This window comes from Humibacillus xanthopallidus (assembly GCF_006717145.1).
GTDB classification, from domain to species: Bacteria; Actinomycetota; Actinomycetes; order Actinomycetales; family Dermatophilaceae; genus Humibacillus; species Humibacillus xanthopallidus.
Map to the genome: position 1 here is coordinate 242,582 of NZ_VFQF01000003.1, position 19,350 is coordinate 261,931.

Annotated in this window: 12 protein-coding genes and 1 pseudogene; 6 read left to right on the forward strand and 7 right to left on the reverse strand. The window is 63.2% G+C overall.

Translation table 11 applies throughout. The annotated features are described in order from the left end of the window. Positions 1-760 precede the first annotated feature (760 nt). The 3 genes from FHX52_RS23985 to FHX52_RS19155 all read right to left on the reverse strand — a co-directional run bounded on the left by FHX52_RS23985 (position 761) and on the right by FHX52_RS19155 (position 2,975). Positions 761-898 carry a hypothetical protein gene (locus tag FHX52_RS23985; protein WP_185747390.1) on the reverse strand — a complete coding sequence of 46 codons (138 nt, stop codon included), beginning with the start codon at positions 896-898 and terminating at the stop codon, positions 761-763. A 41-nt stretch (positions 899-939) separates the two neighbouring features. Continuing rightward, entirely contained in the window at positions 940-2,274 is a 1,335-nt protein-coding gene (locus FHX52_RS19150) for an ISL3 family transposase (RefSeq protein WP_425460121.1), read from the reverse strand. A 410-nt stretch (positions 2,275-2,684) separates the two neighbouring features. After that, positions 2,685-2,975 carry a hypothetical protein gene (locus FHX52_RS19155; protein WP_141823980.1) on the reverse strand — a complete coding sequence of 97 codons (291 nt, stop codon included), beginning with the start codon at positions 2,973-2,975 and terminating at the stop codon, positions 2,685-2,687. Between the two features lie 419 nt (positions 2,976-3,394). Here FHX52_RS19155 and FHX52_RS19160 point away from each other — a divergent pair, with 419 nt between their 5' ends. Beyond that, entirely contained in the window at positions 3,395-4,087 is a 693-nt protein-coding gene (locus FHX52_RS19160; protein WP_141823981.1) for a toll/interleukin-1 receptor domain-containing protein, read from the forward strand. An 836-nt stretch (positions 4,088-4,923) separates the two neighbouring features. On the opposite strand, the gene FHX52_RS19165 is transcribed toward FHX52_RS19160, so the two are convergent. After that, positions 4,924-5,304: a hypothetical protein gene (locus FHX52_RS19165; protein WP_141823982.1), complete on the reverse strand. Its 381-nt coding sequence runs from the start codon at positions 5,302-5,304 to the stop codon at positions 4,924-4,926. A gap of 620 nt (positions 5,305-5,924) precedes the next feature. Between FHX52_RS19165 and FHX52_RS24815 the strand changes: the two are divergent. Further along, positions 5,925-7,136, forward strand: a pseudogene (locus tag FHX52_RS24815) (IS110 family RNA-guided transposase). Between the two features lie 100 nt (positions 7,137-7,236). Here FHX52_RS24815 and FHX52_RS19175 read toward each other — a convergent pair. The 3 genes from FHX52_RS19175 to FHX52_RS19185 all read right to left on the reverse strand — a co-directional run bounded on the left by FHX52_RS19175 (position 7,237) and on the right by FHX52_RS19185 (position 11,784). Further along, positions 7,237-7,752 carry a hypothetical protein gene (locus FHX52_RS19175; protein ID WP_185747391.1) on the reverse strand — a complete coding sequence of 172 codons (516 nt, stop codon included), beginning with the start codon at positions 7,750-7,752 and terminating at the stop codon, positions 7,237-7,239. A gap of 58 nt (positions 7,753-7,810) precedes the next feature. Then, positions 7,811-9,373: a hypothetical protein gene (locus FHX52_RS19180; protein WP_141823984.1), complete on the reverse strand. Its 1,563-nt coding sequence runs from the start codon at positions 9,371-9,373 to the stop codon at positions 7,811-7,813. Between the two features lie 449 nt (positions 9,374-9,822). Further along, complete coding sequence (locus tag FHX52_RS19185) at positions 9,823-11,784, reverse strand: hypothetical protein (RefSeq protein WP_141823985.1); 1,962 nt, start codon at positions 11,782-11,784, stop codon at positions 9,823-9,825. A gap of 636 nt (positions 11,785-12,420) precedes the next feature. On the opposite strand from FHX52_RS19185, the gene FHX52_RS19190 reads away from it, so the two are divergent. From FHX52_RS19190 to FHX52_RS19205, 4 genes are all read left to right on the forward strand, one after another. After that, positions 12,421-13,407: a DUF7669 domain-containing protein gene (locus tag FHX52_RS19190; protein WP_141823986.1), complete on the forward strand. Its 987-nt coding sequence runs from the start codon at positions 12,421-12,423 to the stop codon at positions 13,405-13,407. A gap of 533 nt (positions 13,408-13,940) precedes the next feature. Beyond that, positions 13,941-14,753, forward strand: coding sequence for a Hachiman antiphage defense system protein HamA (locus FHX52_RS19195; protein ID WP_141823987.1), 813 nt, complete (start codon positions 13,941-13,943; stop codon positions 14,751-14,753). Then, the gene (locus FHX52_RS19200) at positions 14,750-18,334 is read left to right on the forward strand and encodes a DEAD/DEAH box helicase (protein ID WP_141823988.1); all 3,585 of its coding nucleotides are present in this window, start codon (positions 14,750-14,752) and stop codon (positions 18,332-18,334) included. The genes FHX52_RS19195 and FHX52_RS19200 overlap by 4 nt, the downstream gene beginning before the upstream one ends. A gap of 241 nt (positions 18,335-18,575) precedes the next feature. Further along, a complete protein-coding gene (locus FHX52_RS19205; protein ID WP_221630666.1) occupies positions 18,576-19,349 on the forward strand; it encodes a nucleotidyltransferase family protein in 774 nt (257 codons plus the stop codon). The last annotated feature ends 1 nt before the right edge of the window (position 19,350 follow it).

A 19,350-nucleotide genomic window follows, 5' to 3' on the forward strand; every position in this document is an offset into this window, starting at 1 on the left:
CCACTGCTCTACAGGCTCGCGCTGAACATGCGCAAGGGGCAAAGGAGTTAATTATGGACGACCTAGAACGATATAGGGCAGAAAATGCTGCAAGTCTGGCGGCAAGTGAACGCAGACTAGAGGAGGCTCGCTCTCTAGCTACTGAGAGAATGAGCCGATTCCTTAAGCTAATGCAAGCGCATCGGGTTCCGACCCAAGAAATCTACACACTAAGAACAATACTCGCAGGACACTATGCAGTTAAGTACAGCAAACTGACAAGGCGGACCAGGTACGTGCCGACCACCCCGCCCTCGCCATATCGATCAAAATTCGCTGGCCATGTTACGCAAGCCCAAGAACACACATACAGGCTAGTCGGCGAGGGTTGGCTTGTTCAGAACCCCCGGATGGGCGCATATGACTACCCTAACGAACCGGCGGTAATAGTCATGACCAGCGGTATGTTGCTATGCGTTGGCTCATTCGCGGAAGTCGTTTCCCTGCCGTTAAAAGAGATCGACAAAGTGAATTTGACACCTAAGGAAAACTCATTGGTGGTCCGGGATTGGGATTATGTCGACAAATGCAGCTCCATATCTACAGATAGTAGTGCCTTGAGTAGCGTCAGCCACGAAACACTTTTGAGATTCGCGGACAAACGAATCGGCTAACTCTAAGACCCCTGGTAAAGCCCGGGACCTGCTAGGGCTTCTGCCATACGGTGACGTTGAAAGTCGTCGATGTCGGGTTTGGCTCCTTCGCAACTACGAGGGCGGCGCTACGGCCAGCGGTGGTCGTCATGCAGATCGTCGAACCGGGGGGACAGGCTTCCGAGCTCCACCCTATTGACGGAAGCATCGTTGATGGCCAACGCGCAGTTGGCGTAGGTGGCGGGCTTGTCGGTCAAGGTCGTCATTGAGGCATTCTCAAACGGGCTCTTCCCAGTTGAGTGTGGGGTCATAGGTTGAGGCCTCCTCCGACGAGGAGCATTCGGAGCCTGTAGTTCTCGCGGTTGCGGAAGCCGCGGGCGACGCGTCGGTGCAGCTCGATGAGGCCGTTGATGGCTTCGGTGCCGCCGTTGTTCGCGCCGGCGGTGGTGAAGTAGGCCAGGAACGCCTCGCGCCACTGCGCCAACGTGCGGCCGAGTCGGGCGATCTCCGGTATCGGACACGAGGCGAACGAGGCGAGGATCTTCTCGGCGACGATGCGACCCTGGGCGTGGCTGGCCTGGTGGTAGGCCGAGCGGACCTGCTGGGCGCACTGGTACGCGACCCACACCTCGTCGTGGCGCTCGTCGGCGGCGATCACCGCGGCGAGCCGTGCCTGTTGGCGTTCGGTCAGGTGCTCGGCGCCGGCGTGCAGGATGTTCCGGATCCGATAGAGCGGGTCGTTCTTGCGGCCGCGGTGGCCGTGGATCTCCTGCTGCACCCGGCGGCGCACCTCGTCCACGGCATGCCCGGCGAGCTTCACCACGTGGAAGGCATCAAGCACCGCGACGGCGTCCTGCAGTTGGTCGTCGATCGCGTTCTTGTACCCGCGGAACGGGTCCAACGTCGCGACCTCGACCCGGGCTCGGAACGCCTCACCCCGGTCACACAGCCAGCCGGCGTAGGCCGGACCGGAGCGGCCCACGACCAGGTCGAGCAGCCGCGCCTTCACGACCATCTTGCCGGGGTTCTTCGGGTCGGGCTGGCGGGTCAGGTCGACCATCCCGGTGAGCTCCTTCGGCCCGCGCTTGAGCGGGTTGACGTGGTGCCACACGTGCTCGTCGACCCCGAGGGTGGTGACCCCGACGAAGCGGGACTCGTCCGCGGCGGCCTGCTCGAGCAGTGGCCGGATCGGGGTCCACACCGTGTCCCAGGCGGTGCCCAGCTGCCGGCCCAGCCCGTGGATCGAGGCGTGCTCCCGCCGGATCTGCTCGATCGCCCACCGGCACGCCCGCGTGGTCAGCAACGCCCGCGGCCGGGCGATCCGCTCGTCCTGCTCGACGAACGACACGCGCGGGCAGGACGGCTCGGGGCACACCCAGCGCCGCTTGCGCCAGACCACCGTGACCGGCCGCCCTGCCCACGGCGCATCCACCAGCCGCACCTCGACTCGTCCGTGACCGTGCGCCACGACCCCGCACGACGGGCAGCCCATCACTGCGGGCTCGGACTCCACGGCAACGGTCAACGCGCCGGCCTCGTCGCGAGCAACGGCGATCACGCGCAGGCCGTCCAGGCCGACAAGAAGGTCACAACGGTCGCAGTAGCCGCCCAGTGCAGAGCAGCACGACGTAGGCTCGGGCACGTCGAGGTCCTTGAGATCAGAAGAGGTAAGAGTCCTCTGATCCTCCGGGACCTCGACCCTTCCCAGCTCAGGCAGCGACCCCGCGCGTCGCGCTCACCCCACACTCAACTGGGAAGAGCCCTCAAACGGCTTCAAGGTGGATCCGTTGCAGTCCGGCGCTTCCGCCCGACCATCGCCTGACGCCTCGCTGCGGCCCCACTCCGGATCGGTGGCGTCGAGGTCGGCTCTCGGCTGGAATCCCATGTCGCTTCTGACCGTGAGGGCTCGCTTACCTCGCACGCTCGGAGCGCCCTTGTCTACCTGCGGGCTCGCGATGCCCTTAAGGTTGGCAAGCTCTGCTTCAAGTTGTTGCTTCTAACTATGAGGGCATGGTTGCTAGTCTCAGGTGTGGACTTATCGCTCTTGATGCTCTAGATAGCCTGTGGAATCTCATTGATGACGTTGACGTGAAACTCAGTCTTGATATTCGTCAACATCGAATTGGCGGTGGTGAGCGACTGGTTTGTAATCTGAAACTGCGATTGGGGCTGCTTCAGTTCATTCTCAACCTCCGCTAGGTTATCTTTGGTGTTGCTTAGGTCATCTTTGGTGTTGCTCAAGATCACGCCCGTCGCTGTCACCGCGATGGCTAAGACCGAGGCCACTGCAGCCAAGGACTTCTCCCGGGTGTCCATGCCATTCCAAAAACTCTTGATCCCCACTTGGCCTCCCCAGCCTGGTCCTCAGTGCGCTTCCTGCCTGGCATGTTAGAGGTCGAATCAGCAATCAATACGGGTCTGTCCATGACCGCTTCCCCTTGGAAACTCGAGGAGGTAGGCGCAAGGGCCCGCGGTGGCCCCCAGCCGGGTGCGGCGGCCCCAAGAGGAAGCTCGAGGCCTAGACCATTGAGAGGCGCGAAGCCCTCAGGCGGTTCCGCGACCGGGTGCAGGGCTCACTGGCCGGCGCCTCGACCCCGGATGACCCACGAGTCCGAGATCAAGGCCTACATCGACAGTGAGGCCGAGAGCGCGGCACGGGCCGGCGCACCCTCAGTGTTGACCCTCTGCATCCGCGCGGACTGTCCTTGATTTCAAGACCGCGAAAGCCTCGATTTGTCCCGTCGACTCGCCATGATGGAGGTATGACCGACTACGTCGCCTCCTGCTTCATCAGCTACAACCACGCGGATGCCCCTCTCGCACGTGGCATCGCGGCGGCCCTGCAAGCGAGGGGCTACTACGTGTGGATCGATGAAGGTCAGATCAAGTTGGGTGATAGCCTAATTCAATCGATTGGCGCGGCCATCGATCAAGTGGACTTCCTGATTGCAATTGTGAGCGACAACTCGGTACAAAGCTCTTGGTGCCAAAAGGAACTTGCCCTCGCCATGACGGGCGAGCTAAACCGCCGCCAGATCAGCGTGCTTCCCTGCCGGGTGGGTAGCCCCACGATGCCACCCAGTCTTGCCGACAAGCTCTACATGCAGGTAGGCCAAGCAGGGGTAGAGGTAGACGCGGCTGGGCTCGATCGGTACATGAGGCTTCACCTGGCGCCGACTATTCCCATTCCTAAGCGCCTCCGTGCGCAACCGCAGGGCGCGGTGACTGGGGGGAACGACCGGCCAAGGGATATGGCGAGGAAGCCGATTGCCTATCAACGCAGTTCAATCGCGCGCCTTGAACCCCGCCAGCCAGACGGCCCCTTAGAAGTAGTAGAAACTGGACCAAGCGCCTTTCGAATCCTTTTACCCCTTGAGGGCGGGGGACGCTTGGGCTTGTCTACTGATGAGCAGTCTATCTCCGAGCTTCGAGATTCGCTGCGTCGGATCCTCTAGCACCGGCAGAACTGGAGGCTCCGCTCCCAAGGTGCCCCGGGGACGCGGGTCCGGCCGCGTTCATCCAAGGCGAACACGGCAGGGTATGGATGCTGCGAGCCAAGGAATCTGGTGGCGTCTCCCGAGACCTCGCCGGGCCGAAGCGCGTTGCCCAAGTGGCTGGTGGGCAGCAGCCCCCGGCCTCGCCCTTTCTGCGGCGGAGCGATCAGGCGTCATTCGTGAACTGGGACAAGAGAACGATCACCTGGAGTGGCCCAGTACTTCACTTGGCAATTCGATTTAGAGTCATAGTGATTTCTCAAAGTTCGACGTCGATGCCACGACTTGGCCACGCGGCGACTGGGCCTGTCCGCGCCTGGGTGACCGCTCCGACACTCCGCTGGGTCCGTTGTTCACCTTCAAGGACGCTGTCCCTCAACTGATCGATGCTGGAGCGCAGCAGCATGGACATGCCGCCAATTGCCCCGGATAAGTTGCGGAAACCCGGCAACTACAGCGCTTGTGGTTCGTCGTTGCTCAAAAATTGAGGCAAATTGAAATTCCCGCTGAGCATCGTAGACCAACTCCCGAAGCGCCCGCTCAAGGCGAGCGCCGGCCTCGAACGACGCCACCGAATCGACTTGCATTTGAAACTGGGCAATTTCATCGGGCGTTCCCCCCAGTTGTAGAACTCTTCACAAGCTGCGCTGTGGCTTGTTGCCGATATGCCAATTGTGCGGGTCTGGGGATCGAAGCCTGCGAGACCTGTAGGTGTCGACTCCACTGCTCCCAGAAGGGTGTGAACGCCCCCATTTCTCTGTGCTGATGTGTCGTGCTCAGGAGTGACTCGCAGCGAACTAGGTCATCGCGGGCGACCGAGGCAACTTTGAGTGCCTCAGCGCCGAGCGTTCCGGTTTGCTGAGCCAGCGCACGCCGTCGCCCCTCAATCTGCTGCCTAAGCAGCTCTCCTCCCGACGCTGTTCCTCCACGCGATCACGAGCCGCTTGCGCCAATCGCTCCTCGTGCAGGCGCTTCTCGGTGGTCGCCTTGCGGGCCTTAGCGTGGGCGTTAGCTACGTATCCGAGGACTTGACCGACAATAATCACCAGAGTGAAGGTGAGCATGCTATTGGGTGACGCCTGATCATAATTCGCCGCACCGCCGGCACCCTCATAGGCGCGCATGGCGAGCGGGATCGCAACAGGCAAAGAGAGGACGAAAGCTACGAAGAAGTACACGTCAACATCATGCCCGAGGCCGCGTCAACGAGTTAGGCTTGTTGCGAGCCATCTCCGCGACGGTCCGCGCTCAGTGGTCGACTCGATTGGATGCGGCGCCTTGTACTGAACGTCCTCATCGGCTCATCAGCCGGCCGGCCGGCACGATCGAGGTCTGCTGCGCGAGTTGCTGCACGTGCGGGGCCGGTCACCTGCTCGATCGCTTTTGGCGTGTCGGTCGGAGAAAGTTTGCGAGAGCGCGCACGGGGCATCACAGCGATCACCGTCGGTCCTCAGCCTTCAAGTCAGCGGTGGCCCTGCTCCGGAGCCCAGGATGCTCAGCATTCCAGCACAGTTCCTGTGCCTCACTGTGGGCGCTGTGACGCCTGCCCCCGTGGTGGGTGCTAGGCGGCTACTAGATACTTTCGGTAGGGCCGGCGTCTGGCCAGACTCGGTCCAGGCGCCCGGCGGGAAGCTCTCCTCGCGGCTGCCCACCGGCGTGATCGGTGTGGCTCAACTTCGGTTTGCGTTCCCGTCGGGCACCGCCCCGTGAGGTGTGGCTCCAGAGGGGTCTGCCCAGCTCTCAGTAGCACTGCCCGCCTCGCAACCCCTACAGGTCCATCACGAGACGAGGTAGTGGCATGGCGAAGGTGTTCATCGGGGTCGATCCCCACAAGCTGTCGGCGACGATCGAGGTCGTCGACGAGCACGAGAAGATCCTGACGAAGGGGCGGTTCTCCACGGACAAGGCGGGCTACGCGGCGATGCGCAAGCATGTCGCGGCTTACCGGGAGCGGGTCTGGGCGGTGGAGGGCAGCAATGGCGCCGGCCGTCCGCTGGCGCAGCGGCTGCTCGCGGACGGCGAGCACGTCGTGGATGTGCCGGCCAAGCTCAGCGCGCGAGCCAGGGCGCTCGACACCGGCCACAACCGCAAGACCGACGCCCATGACGCGCACGCGGTCGCGGTCGTCGCGGTGCGCACCACGGGCCTTCGGGTGCTGTCCTACGACGCCGAGCTGGAGTCGCTGCGGATGCTCGTGGCCCGGCGCGAGGAGCTGTCCCGGCAGCGCGTGCAGACGCTCAACCGGTTGCAGCGGCTGCTGTCCGAGCTGATCCCCGGGAAAGCGAAGAAGGACCTGACTCCCTTGCAGGCCAAGCGGATTCTCGCCTCGGTGCGCCCCCGCGACATCGTGGGCAAGACCCGCAAGAGGCTCGCCCTCGAGCAGCTGACCGACCTCGTCGGGATCGACACGAAGATCAAGGCCCTGAGCAAAGAGCTCTAGGTGATGGTGAAGGCCTCCGGCTCGAGCCTGATGGACCTGACCGGGGTCGGGCCGATCGTCGCTGCCCGCGTGCTGGCCGACGTCGGGGACGTTGCCCGGTTCGCCGACCGGAACCGGTTCGCGTCCTGGACCGGCACCGCACCGATCGCGGCCTCCTCCGGCGAGATCGTCCGGCACCGGCTCTCCCGCGCGGGAAACCGTCGCATGAACCACATGATCCACATCGCCGCGGCCACCCAGATCCGGCTGAACACCCCCGGCCGGGCCTACTACCTGCGCAAGCTCGCCGCCGGCAAAACCAAAGCCGAGGCGATGCGCTGCCTGAAGCGCCGGATCTCCGACGCCCTGTACCGCCAGCTGATTGCCGACGCCAGAGCCGCCGCGCAGGCGACCGCTGAGGCGGGCCCGGGAGGGCACCGCGGGACGTCACATGAATCCAGCGCGGCCGGCTCGCACCCGCACACCGGCACTTCGGATCAGCCACTTCCCGGACCCGCACAGGCGACGCTACCCGCGCCGTCCCCGGCGAGGAAGACCAGCACCGTCAGGCACCTCCAACCCGCCTCTTGACAACAGAGGGGTGCCGGAGTGACGCGGCCCGGCCCACGTCGAGGCCGGGCGCGTGAACCAGATTAACTTTGCATTCTATCCAACCACTCCGGCACCCTTCTCAGGACAAGATAGAACGGAGATCCCGGTAAGCCTGGCGAGTCAATCTGTACCTCCCGAGATCGTTCTTGGAGAGGTGGCCACTCCCCGTCAGGCGCTGGACAAGATCTCGGAACTCCAACAGGGAGATCTCGTGCTGCAGATCGCCCGGCAGTTCTTGGTACACCCTCTCGACGTCATTGGGTAGGAGGAGATCGTCCTTGATCCTGGCCAGCACATGAAGATCGGAGTCACGGACCTCGACCTGCTCCGCGTTGACCAAGAAGGGAAGGACCACGGAGAGCACCACAATGGGTACCTCGTTTGCTCCTGTCGCGTAACACACGGGTAGAAGGACGGCTGTGGCGATCGCGCTCTGAACGGCCGCAGGCGCTGCGTTCCACTGCCATCTCCCGAGGCGGACCTCTAGGGATGCTTCCATGGAATCCGTCAACTGGATCACAGCCAGATCTCGAACAGGCTCGGCGAACGGGCCGAGCGGCCGAAGCAGTTCGAGCAGGTCTTCAGCGGTGATCATGTTTGGCGCACCTTGCCCGGTGGGCCTCAGTTCCTGAATCGACAAGATGGCCTGGGGCTCAACTTCCGAGCACATCGAAAAGGCTCTCGCTTTCTTGTCCGAGGAACCACCAGGTCTCAATGACATGACGGATTACGACATCAAGATGTGCACGGTACTCACTGAAAGCAGCCGGGAGACGGCGCGCCTCGGAGTCGTCCAAGGACTCGAGCCAAGCCTTGAGATAGGAGCGCCCGGCCTCGCCGGTGATGGTGGCCCACACGTACTGGGTCAGGACGGTGAGTCTAGCCACGATCACGTACAGGTGGCGGTCTCCCTGCACCTCATACACGTCCCACATGAGGCCCACCCGCCCTGCGTGGCTCGACAGGATTCGCGGTAGGACCGGACCGTCCACAAGGACGACCAATGGCGACACCGCGTCGAAATCCGTTTGAGGTGGAGACATCATCAGTGCGGACGCCGTCGTGAGCACGACGGTGTTCTGCCTCATCGCGCGGACAAATGGCCCAGGCTCCAAGTCGTCGATGACGCATATCCGTGCGCAGGGCGCGCTCGCAGAATCCTTGCCCGCAGCGACTAGGGCCAACTGCAGGCGGTCCGGCTCGCGGGTTGACATCCAATCGACTAGGCCCGAGAACTGCTGCGCGAGCTGCTTGGCGGGTAGCCAAGTCAGGAGGCAGTGGATCCCAAGGGTGGGGTGGTCTCGGGCGAAGTCCAGCGCCCGCCCCGGCAAGTCGTCTTCCGCCACCATCTCCGCGGGGAGCGGATCCCTGTGAAGGAAGAGGCGTTCGCGAGCGTGCTCCTGCAGGTCATCGGTCGTCGCGGCCCTGATGTCGTCAATGCTGATCCTGTTGCGCATTGCCGGGGCGAAGGCGATAACGTCGGCAATGAGCTCCGTGGTGTAGATGCGCATTGATTCCGCATTCATTGTCGGAATGCCTGCGTTGGTCAGCAGTTCGGCAACGGCGGAGAAGTACGGCTCCATTTCCGCCGGGGACGGCGAATCACGAAGCCCGAAATGCTCCGGACTCGGCAGCCCGGCCAACACCTTCCGCGTCACCTGAGCTAACCGCCGATCCGGCCGCACCTCGCGACTATCGAGGTCCTTGATGCGAACAGCATCCAGGCGACATGCGGATGATCCTAGGGCAGCGGGGCTCATGCAAGCCCGGAGGACTGCATCGATCTGAAAGCGACCAGTCTCCCAAGGGAGCCGATCAGCCAATTCAAGGCCAGCACGAAGGTAGTCACGGTACACCAGACTTAGTTGTGTTTCCTCGGTAATGAGGTTGGCCGAAAGTGTCGTTGCGTATGTTTCGTGGACGGTTCGTGCTGAGTTGCGACAGAAGTGGAACAGCCGCTGGAAGCGCGCGCTATTGCCGCCCTGGTGAGCGAGATCCAGCGCGAATCGGCCCAGCAACCCCCACGGGGTCGTGTGCTGCAGTTCGTGGTGGAGGCGCTCATGCAGCGACACCGCGGCCTGCTGCCCTGGGTCCCCCAGTGTGGCGAGGTGTACCGACCATGTCTCAAAGCCGTCATAGGTGCCCTGCGCGCCGAGGTCCGATGAACAGAAGTAGGACGACTCGTAGGTAGGGTGGTCTACTGCAGAACTCGACACGACAAGGTCCGTTCTAGTCGGATGTTGCCTGCGGAAGGCTGCGCGAGAAGGGAGTTCCGTGCGCTCGGACGTCACCGATTGTGGTAGCAGAGAGTACCGCAGAGATAGCAGCAATCCCTCGTGGTGCCTAGGCGACCCACCGATATGCGGCGCAGCTCCGCGCGACACCTTGGGGCTGTAGGACCTATCGAGATCCAAGGCGCAGGCGGTGGCCCGCATCCGCGTGTCTTCAGGAGTGATCGCGACCTCGACAACTGCCGCAACATCTTCCGCTACGCGGCGATAGGGACACTGCCGCTTCGCGGCGGTGTGACCCGGCTACGAACTCCTTCGGCAGCGCTTGGCAGTCGCTTGTGCGCTCGCTGTTCGACCGGACCGCACCGCTAAGTGACTGCGTGGCGCCGCGAGGACCCCGGGTTCCGAGGAGGGAGACATAGGCGCTCTCATCGTCAGGCGCGGTCTGCTTCTGCGGCCAGCGCGGTGAGACAGAAGTCATCGTTTAGCTTGATGATGAGCGCAGTGGTTAGCCGGAGCGCCGTGACGTACGTGTGGAAGTGTGCGTCCTCGCCGTCCGCGTTCGCCTGCGATCCGTGCAGGTACTTGTTCCGTAGTTCGGGACCGTTGCTGAAATCGACTTTATTCAGGAAGTAGTTGAAGTACTGTCCCTCTGCTTCCGTCAGCAACGACGATTGGCGAGTGGTCCATCCCCTCTCGGTCATGGCGTCCGCTTCTGCCCGACCAGCTTCGGAGAGATGGTAGTAGCTGGCTGCCCGCGTGTCGAACAGGGCCTTTAGGATAATGAACTGTTCTGCGCTGCGGATGCGCAACCGCGAGCCATGGTTCTCCATGATGCCCAATTCGATGAGTTGGTCGACAGTTCGATTCTGGAAGTCGTGGAGGTCTTCGTAGCCAACTTCGTTTTCCAGGAAGAGGCTGGCAGCGTCGTCGGCCTTCAGATCTTCGTCAATATAGGCCAGTCCCGACTGGTCGGAGAACAGGTGGTGCAGGATGCCGACGATCCCATCTCCCGTGGTTGCGTAGAGATACTTCCCCGTCAACAGGCTCGGTACCTGCCTGTATCGCACCGGGGCTGAGGTGATCGCCAGAAGATCTCGGTCGAGTTCGCCGTCTTCGACGAACAGCGTGAATTGGTTTACTACGCTCTCCATCTCGACAAAGAGATGTCTGACCTTCTCCAAGTAGGATGCACCCCTGCTCGACGGTGTGAACGAGAAGTTCTTAGCCCCGAACTCTTCAGGCAGATACTCCTCGAAGAACCAACGGAAGACATCTTCTATGTCGACGTCCTTTGTTCCCAAAAAGTGTTGATATAGACGCGTCTGCAGAAGGCTGCTTTGGTCGATTGAGCGAAAGGCGGCGCCGATATGGTAGTCAGTCCTTCCGGTTGTCGTCATGAAACGCTCGAAGACACCGAGCCGTGCTGGGTACGACGGCAGTGTAAGAAGCGTGTGTCGGTTTGCGAACTCGAACAGATGCTGGAAGTTGTTGAGGATGCTGGGGTTGTCCAGGGTGTCCTCCAGCCACCGACGGCTGTAAGTAAGCCGGATGACCAATCCATCGGACTCGTCCACCTCATATCTGGCCGGCTCAACCTGTGTATCGGAAAGGCCTACTTCGGTCCCAGTCTTGAACCCAGCATTCTCCTCGAAGAACCGCTGGGTCGTCTCGGCGCTGCGCCGCTTCGCCCGCAACTTGAGCTTGGCGTCAACACCGGTGGCCGTACTGACCTGTGCGGTCTCGATCATGCTGACGTAGTTGGGGTTCGCATCCGGATAGTCGATGTAGCTCGCGAGGAGGTCGCGCGAATCCTCCGGCTTGAAGCTGGTGGGCAGGTACACCTCTCCGCGGATGTCCCTCTGTAGATGCTTCCGGATCACGTGTTCCGCGTTCCGGGGTGAGGCGAGCAACTCGTCGCGCATCTCGTTGTCATAAGCGGCCACCAACCTCTTGCATGTCAGCAACGTGCCGAGGTTGACGCCAGCACTCTTCAGCGCTGGCAGCATTGCCGTTGGTGCGCAGCGCTCGAAGGCCCCGCTCCTGCCCAGAAGTTCGAGCAGATCGGCGTGGTACTCGTATCCGACATCTGCGACGACGCTTGAACAGGTGGCCTCGTCGATCGCGCTGAAGTATCGCGCGACTGCAGCTCGGAGATTCCCTCTCTGGGACCTTGCGAAGTCTCGTTGCTCTTGGGTGTATGCCTGTGGGAGGAAGTCGTTCTCGAGGTACTGCTGCACGTTGTGAAGTTCGATGATGTCGACTGTGCTTGTCGGGACCCTAGAAGGGTCGAAGCTTTCGACGATTTCTGCCACCCGTTCGACGTACCAGCCTGACGCCAGGTCATGCACACCAAAGAATCGGACCCGCCGCGGGTGGTCCTCGTCAACGATCAACTTCCGACCTCACTCGTTGTCGCTGTAGCCCTGACGAGGGCATCGTCTCGTACGCCTCCCACATGACCACATGCGGACATCTTCGCGGATGCCAGTGGCGGTTCCCGTTGAGCCGGGTGGACCCTGATGCCGCAGGTCGGCGACGCACGGCCTCTCGCTGTTAGATATCGCCCGGAAGACATGTGCGGGCGTTGAGCCTCCAGGGCCGAACTATTGTACTGAGTCGACGGAACGGCGTGGGCGGCCCCCCACCGCCCGACAGACTCGTCTGCCTTGGTACCACAATCCCAAGCGAGGCGGCATCCCCCGCACCTGGTAGGTCTTGTCTTCGGCGAGGAAGGTGCGGGCACAGGCGGCGGATAGACGCATCTCCATCGGGTGGTCCCGATCTGCTCTCCGATCATCCGGGCATGCTGACCAACGCACGACCGCGTCCGTCGCTTCCGCAGGTGGAGCCCTCCGCCTCATGAGCGAACTCGACGTCGGCGCATCGGGCGGCGCGACGTCTTTCCTGGCCCGCCAGAGCCTCGAGTGTCCACGGTCCACCGAGTTCAAGTTGGCGGTCAGATCAGCACCTGAACGGTTGAGCTTACTGCGATCGGGGCGCACGCTAGGACCAGGTGGGAAGATGATTCCGTGGCTGACACGATCTGGGATCGCCTAGAGGAATGCGTAGAGCACCTCACGGACCCATTTCGAGCCTCCGAGATGGTCGGATGGTTCCGCCGCCACTACCCGGACGTGAAGGAACAATCACTCCGCGCGCATATTCAGGCTGCAACCTCCAACGCGTCTGCCGGGTCGCGCGGCATGTTCGCCAACCGGCAGCCGCTCATCACGCGGATCGAGCACGGCCTGTACAGGCGTTACGACGCCGAGCCCGCCCTCGAGAAGTCGCAGTCAGATGGTCAGCCCCGGAGAGCAGTTGCGCAGCTGCCGCCCGAGGTGGACATCGAGGAAGCCGTCGGGAGATATCTCGGCGATCGCAACCCGACCGCGCGGTACGCCTCATTCGACTACTGCTTCAACCACTTCCAACAGCACCGGACAACGGTCGCAGCCTGGGGTGAGCCCACCGGCATGGAGACCAGCTGCCTCCACCTCGGCTTCTACCTCGCCAGTTGGGGGATGCTGCGCGGATCATCCGACCTGCTGCAGCGAAGCGCCCGCCACCTAGCTCCGCTTATTGAGACCATCGCCCATGCCCCTGCCCAGGTATGGGACTTGGACCTCGATGGCTATGACACGACAGGCATTGATCTGGTCTATAGGACCGCCCTCGATGTCCGCTCTGCGCTACGCCCGGTCGAAGCATCCGACATCCTCGTGACCAAGGTGATGCTTGGCGTATTCGGCTGCGTTCCGGCCTTCGATACCTACTTCAAGAAAGGCTTTGGCGTCTCCACCTTTGGCCAGGCTGCTCTGCGACGTGTCGGGGATTTCTATCAAGCCAACGCGCCGGCCATCGACCGACTCCGTGAGCCCACATTGGACTTCACCACCGGGCAGCCGACCACCCGGCTCTACCCCCGGGCCAAGGTGGTGGACATGACCTTCTTCATCGCCGGTGGCTATACGGGAGGGGTGGCGCGTCGTCGCAGGCTGCCGGCCCGTCTGGCTTAGAGGGGAATGGAATGCAGGCCAGGGAGTGACCGTACGTGTGCGGCGCGTCAACGCTAGGGGATCAGCAGCCACCGGGCGGTTCGCCACCGACAAGACCCGGTACGCCCGATGCGCAGGCAGGTGCCGGGGTGACCGCGTGCCGGGTCCGCCACCACACTGCGGTTACCCGACCGGAGGCCGGCAGAGCTTTGAGCCGGACTAGCGTCCGATCCTTGGTCTCGGAGGTCAGCAACCCGCGGTCAGGGCAGGCGCCGTGCCCGTCGATCACCTCATTTGCGACCCGAACAGTCTTTGGATCGAACTGGTCGGACTGCAGGACGTGGAACTCCTGCTGCAGTCCGAGAAGCACTGACGTACCCTCATTCACGCACGTGGGCGCGCCGCTGCCGTGTTGTGGGAGACCAATGGCAGGATGGAGTCAAGAGCCCATCAAACACCCCCGTCCCCGCCCAGGTGGGAGAGCCCCTTAGGCTGACGCTTGCCATCGACGGCAGTTATTACACGCGCGACGTGGGGCGCAGGAGTGGACACTGATGGAGGAACTGGGGCTCGACCTCGCGGAAGTCCGATCGTTCTTTAGTGAGTCCCTTGCCGAGCCATATGTCATGGTAAGCATCGGGGCGGACAGGGCCGCCGCGTGGACACAGCTACTGGGTGTGCCGGCGCGACGATGCTACATCGCGGATGGTCACCTGCAGGCTGTCGTTGACGGCAAAGGTCTCCCCTACGAGACGGTTGTCGGCGCGGTTATGCCCGACAAGGGGTCGGTAATGGCCGGCGACTATGGCGAGATCGTGACAGCGCTCTACTTGGCCTCGCGTGCCCACCCAGACCGGGTGCTGGAGCCCAAGATGTGGCGCCTCAAGAGCGGGCGGACCAAGCCTTCCCAAGGCTCTGACGTCGTTCAGTTTCAGCTGCCTCACTGGCCAACGGCCTCCGAAGACGACGTGATCGTGTGCGCAGAGGTGAAGACCAAGTCCACCAATGGCACGTCGACTCCTATAGCGTCAGCTATTGCGGATTCACGAAAAGATCGTGAGAGCCGCCTTGTGAAGACGCTGATGTGGCTCAAGGAGAAAGCCATCTTGGGTGACCTCGGCACTGTCAAACTGGACCATCTCGAGCGATTCGTGAGAGCAACCGATCACCCTCCGGCAAAATACGAGTTCAGAGCCGTGGCGGTCATTAGCTCCGACCTCGTGGAAAAGGAACTAGCTGGTGTCACGCCGCCTGGGACGTCGGAGTGCACCTTGGTTGTGATCTCCGTGCCCGACCTGAAGGAAAACTACGAGCGTCTGTACGAGGTCCTCATGGCGAACTCAGACGTAGATGTCTTAGGCGCATGAGACAGCTGCTGCGGACATGGATTGCCGACGCCGACACCAGACAAAGCCTCGAACAGTACAGGCTCCCGGCCCAGATAGTTGGCCTCGACTATCAGGACGGACGCTCGTTCGACCTCTTCCTGTCTCTGGTAGGCGAATTGTTCGACCTGCTGCGAGACGCCCCAGCGGACTCCCGCGACTGGGCCACTCTCGGCAATGCCCTCTCACAGCTCGCCGGTGGTTTGGAGGGAAACGCGCAACTTGACGCGACCTTTTACTCCGCTGCGGCGTTCTACAGCGGTGGCTACTCTGCCTCAGCTTACGTCGCGATGCGACAAGTGCCCGGGGACGGCTGGCAACAAGACACATACCGCGCCTGCTACGACTTTCTCGCCCGACCCGCGAGAGCGGGCTCCGAGCGCGTACAGCGCCTGCTTCAGGCAGTGATCACTGGCGACTTAGACTCGATCGAACTGGCGCGGATTGCCGCAGAAGGCGCGGCCGCGGCCGCCCTTGAAGAAGATCCAGATACTTGGGTCGCGGAGCGAGTCTATGCCGCGCTGATGGAGCGCTTCAGCCGCACAAACGTGCGAGCAGTGCTTCCTGACGGCGCATCTGAGAAATGGACGCCCTTGGTCGGCTCGTTGATGAACCGCCCTCGGCCAGTCTGGGACTTCTTTCCCTCGCAGATTGCCGCAATCGAGGCCGGCCTCCTGTCAAGCGAGGCGTCCTACGCGATGGAGATGCCGACCGGCGCGGGTAAGACGGCGCTTACTGAGACCCTACTGTTCAATCATCTGATCGACCGCCCCGCCGACCTCGCCGTGCTCTTGGTTCCCTACCGGGCGCTCGCGCGTGAGTTGCGCGGCTCGGTTGCTCGCAGACTCTCACGAGTGGGGTTGAACACCCGCACCGTCTACGGTGGGACAGTTCCCACTTACGACGAGGCCCAAGGACTTGACGACCTTCGCGCCATCATCGCAACCCCCGAGGCACTGACCGGGTTGCTGGGAAGCGCGCCGGAGCTGGTGCGGCGAATCTCACTAGTCGTGTGTGACGAAGGCCATCTGCTTGACCAGCCCGGCCGAGGGGTGGGGCTCGAACTACTTCTCGCTCGTCTCCTCGGCAGGGAGGGGAGCCGACTTCGGACCGTCTTCGTCTCGGCCATCGTCCCGAACATCGAGGAGATCAATGCTTGGCTCGGCGGCTCGGAAGGGTCGGTGGTGCGTAGTGACTTCCGGCCGGCCGAAGCCGAGTACGCCGTGCTTCGCCCCCGCGGAAGCGGGCGAGCGACCCGCGTCGGATTGCAGATGCAGGCTGTCGACACGAACCTCGAGGCCCACACCCTTCCCGACTTCCTCCAGGTCTCAGACTTCCAGTTCACCAATCCCACGACCCTGCGCCCCAACACCTACAACTTCTCCTCAGTCAAAACGCAGGCAATCGCGGCGGCCCGGAAGTCGCTCGTTCTGGGTACAGTCGCTGTCTTCTCAGCGACGAAGACGGGGGCGCAGGGAGTCGTTGGGCTCGCTGAGGAACTGTTGAAGCAGCTCGACAGCGATGTACCACTCCCGCGGCCGATCGACGCAGTCGAAGATCAGACCGCTATCGAATTGGTGAGCGATTATCTCGGCCGTGAGTTCGGCCCGGGCTGGGTGGGAACTCAATCCCTGCGTGCTGGAGTGGTCGTGCATCACGGCGACATTCCTCAGGAAACTCGGGAGGCCGTGGAGGAATTGCTAAGCGATGGCAAGATTCGGCTCGTGCTGTGCACTGGCACACTGGCAGAAGGTATCAACCTACCCATTCGAACGCTGGTGTTGTACGCGGTTCAGCGGCGAACTCGCACTGGCATGCCGATCCCGATGCTGGCTCGAGACATCAGGAACTTGGTAGGCCGTGCCGGCCGCGCGGGGAGCTCCACGAAGGGCCTCGTGATCGTGGCCAATCCGAACCAATGGCGCGCGGTGGAACCCGTGGCCACGGGCCGGCCGGGTGAGGACGTACATGGTGCGCTTCGTGCCCTTGTGGAGGCACTGCGGAATGCCATATCGCGAGGCACCCGCCTGAGCAACGACCTGCTAGAGGGTGCTGCTGGCCTCTTCCCCTTGACTGACGGGGTGGACTCGACGCTCCTGGAGTTGCTGCACGACGAGATCGGTGACGAAGAATTCCGCGAGCTTGCCGCGGCCCTTGCATCACATACCTTCGCCGCCAAGCAGCTCGACCCGTCGGGCCAACAACTCCTCGCGCGGGTCTTCGCAATGCGCGCCGACCGGCTGGCCAGCCTGCGGACCAGCGGCCGCATTGGCTGGGTCAGGGAGACCGGAGCTAGAGCCAGGCTGGTCGACTCAGTCGTGGACGACTTGGTGCCACTGCTAGACAACTGGGACAGCGTTGAAACACCTCGAGACCCGTTTCTTATCGATGCGGTCTTGGCTTGGGCCTATCGGCAGCCCGATTTCCGGGAAGACCTCCGGGAAGCGTTTCCCGACGCGGAGTTCGTCCCGCCGGATAACCTTCCCGAGCCAGTGTCGGTCCGGGATTTTGTCGTGCGGTGGATCAACGGAGACAGCTTCGCTGATATCGCCACGGCCACCGGCCGCACCGTTGACGAAGTCTTGCGCATCTACGGAAGCGTGATCTCCTACTCACTCGCCACACTCGTCGAGCAGGCCGTCGCAGTCCTACAGCGCTACTTTGCCGACACCGAGAGGGGAGTTGCCGAGGCTGTAGTCCTGCTCCCCGAGTACCTACGGTTTGGCGTTCCGACACGAGCCGCTCGAGACCTCATGGTTGTCGGAGTGCGCCACCGGCGGGCGGCTGTCCTGCTCGGGCAGCACCCGGCCATGACCAGCTTTGAGAATGTGCTCCGCGAAGCACGGGATGTCGCTCGTGACGTCATCACCACCGAAGATGTGTGGCTCGATGCGCTCGGTCAGTTCGTTTACGAGCGGACCCGCGTCGACCTAGGCCAGCCCGGCTCAAACGATGATGACCCGGACAGCGGTGGTCCAGACCAGGGCTCTGATGGCGGTCCTGGGCAGGGGCCGTACCCGCCCACCGCTACAGGCCGCGCATCAGTGACTGTGCCCCCGGCGCCCAACAGCACTGACGATGGCTGGGAAGAGTTCCAACTCGACGAGGCCGAACGCGAAGTCGTCGACCACATACGTGCCCTGACCGGAAACGCCCTCGAGACCGCGGACTCCGAGCGGGTCGTTCGTGGACTTCTGGAGCTGCTCGTCGACGACTCATCTATCGCCAGGATTCTCGATGACCTCGGCGATGTCATCGTGACCGCCGTCAGGGCCGCCCCAACGGGCTTTCCGCTCATCGACTCGGGCACCGTTTACGAGTACGACTACGGGCTACGCCTCGACGAGGTCGTCGTTGAGTTCGAGGCCGACCTCGACATTGGCCTATCACCAGGTTCTGCCCACGACTACGCCGACGTCCTGGGTGGGAGGATCGTCTACGGAGATGACGACTGGGCATCGGTCCTTGTCCCGGTCCGACTGCGGTGCACCGCCCAAGTGCGAGCCGAGTTCGAGGCTGCCGAAATCACAGAGGTAGTTATTTCCCTTAGCGACGACTGGTGAGCAACGGACAGTAACGGTCCTCTTGGCGGCGCGATCCGTGGGCTGGCGCGCCGGCGCGCCGATCGTTTAGAGCATGTCGAACCGATCTGGATCGCAAGCCCCCTACTGCGCAAGAACTCTGCTGGGCGAGAGAATCGCAGACGATTTGGTTGCATGGCCGCGTCATTCTGGGCGGAGTGACCCGGGTCCATCGCGTTCGGTTGGCCACGCCTTCGGCTGGCTCCACGGGTAGGTTTCGAGTGTGAGCGAGAGCGACACCGCATCCCATCCGGCTTCCGTGCACGGCCGAGCCACGCACGTCCGCGGGCTCGTTCTCGCGGCCGGTGCCGGCAAACGGATGGGCGGGCCGAAGGCGCTCCTCCGACGCCATCCAGGCGACTCAACGCTCGTCGAGCAGGCCGTCTCCCTGCTGCACGCCGGCGGCTGCACGGGCATCACCGTCGTCGTCGGTGCCGCCGCCGAGGAGGTGTCGGCCATCGTCACCTCGCTCGGCCGTGACGTCGACGTCGTGACCTGCCCCGACTGGCACGAGGGCATGGGCGCCTCCCTCCGCGCGGGCCTCACCGCCCTCACCCGCTCCACCCACGAGGGTGAGGGCTGCGTCGACGCCGTCCTCGTCACGCTCGTCGACCTGCCGGACCTCACCCCAGAAGTCGTCGCCCGCGTGCTCGACGCACCGCGCCACGTCGACAACACCCACTCGCCCCACCCCGAGCCCGACGAGCACGCCGTCGAGCGCCGCGAGCCGGCCAGCCCCAGCCCCAGCACCCCCACCCCCGCCGCCCCCACAGCCCCCGACCTCCGAGCGACACTGCGCCGGGCGGCATACAACGGCGTGCCCGGGCACCCGGCGCTCATCGGGCGCGCCCACTGGGACGCGGTCATCGCCTCGGCGATCGGCGACCACGGCGCCCGCCACTACTTCCGCGGCACCCCGCACGAGCTCGTCGAGTGCGGCGACCTCGCCACCGGCCGCGACGCGGACACCCCTGAAGAGCTCGGCGCGCACCGCTAGT

Bases quoted from the DNA above. Each gene is read 5' to 3' on its own strand.
- FHX52_RS23985 (WP_185747390.1), bottom strand. From the start codon at position 898: ATGACGACCTTGACCGACAAGCCCGCCACCTACGCCAACTGCGCGTTG.
- FHX52_RS19160 (WP_141823981.1), top strand. From the start codon at position 3,395: ATGACCGACTACGTCGCCTCCTGCTTCATCAGCTACAACCACGCGGAT.
- FHX52_RS19175 (WP_185747391.1), bottom strand. From the start codon at position 7,752: ATGATCACCGCTGAAGACCTGCTCGAACTGCTTCGGCCGCTCGGCCCG.
- FHX52_RS19195 (WP_141823987.1), top strand. From the start codon at position 13,941: ATGGAGGAACTGGGGCTCGACCTCGCGGAAGTCCGATCGTTCTTTAGT.
- FHX52_RS19200 (WP_141823988.1), top strand. From the start codon at position 14,750: ATGAGACAGCTGCTGCGGACATGGATTGCCGACGCCGACACCAGACAA.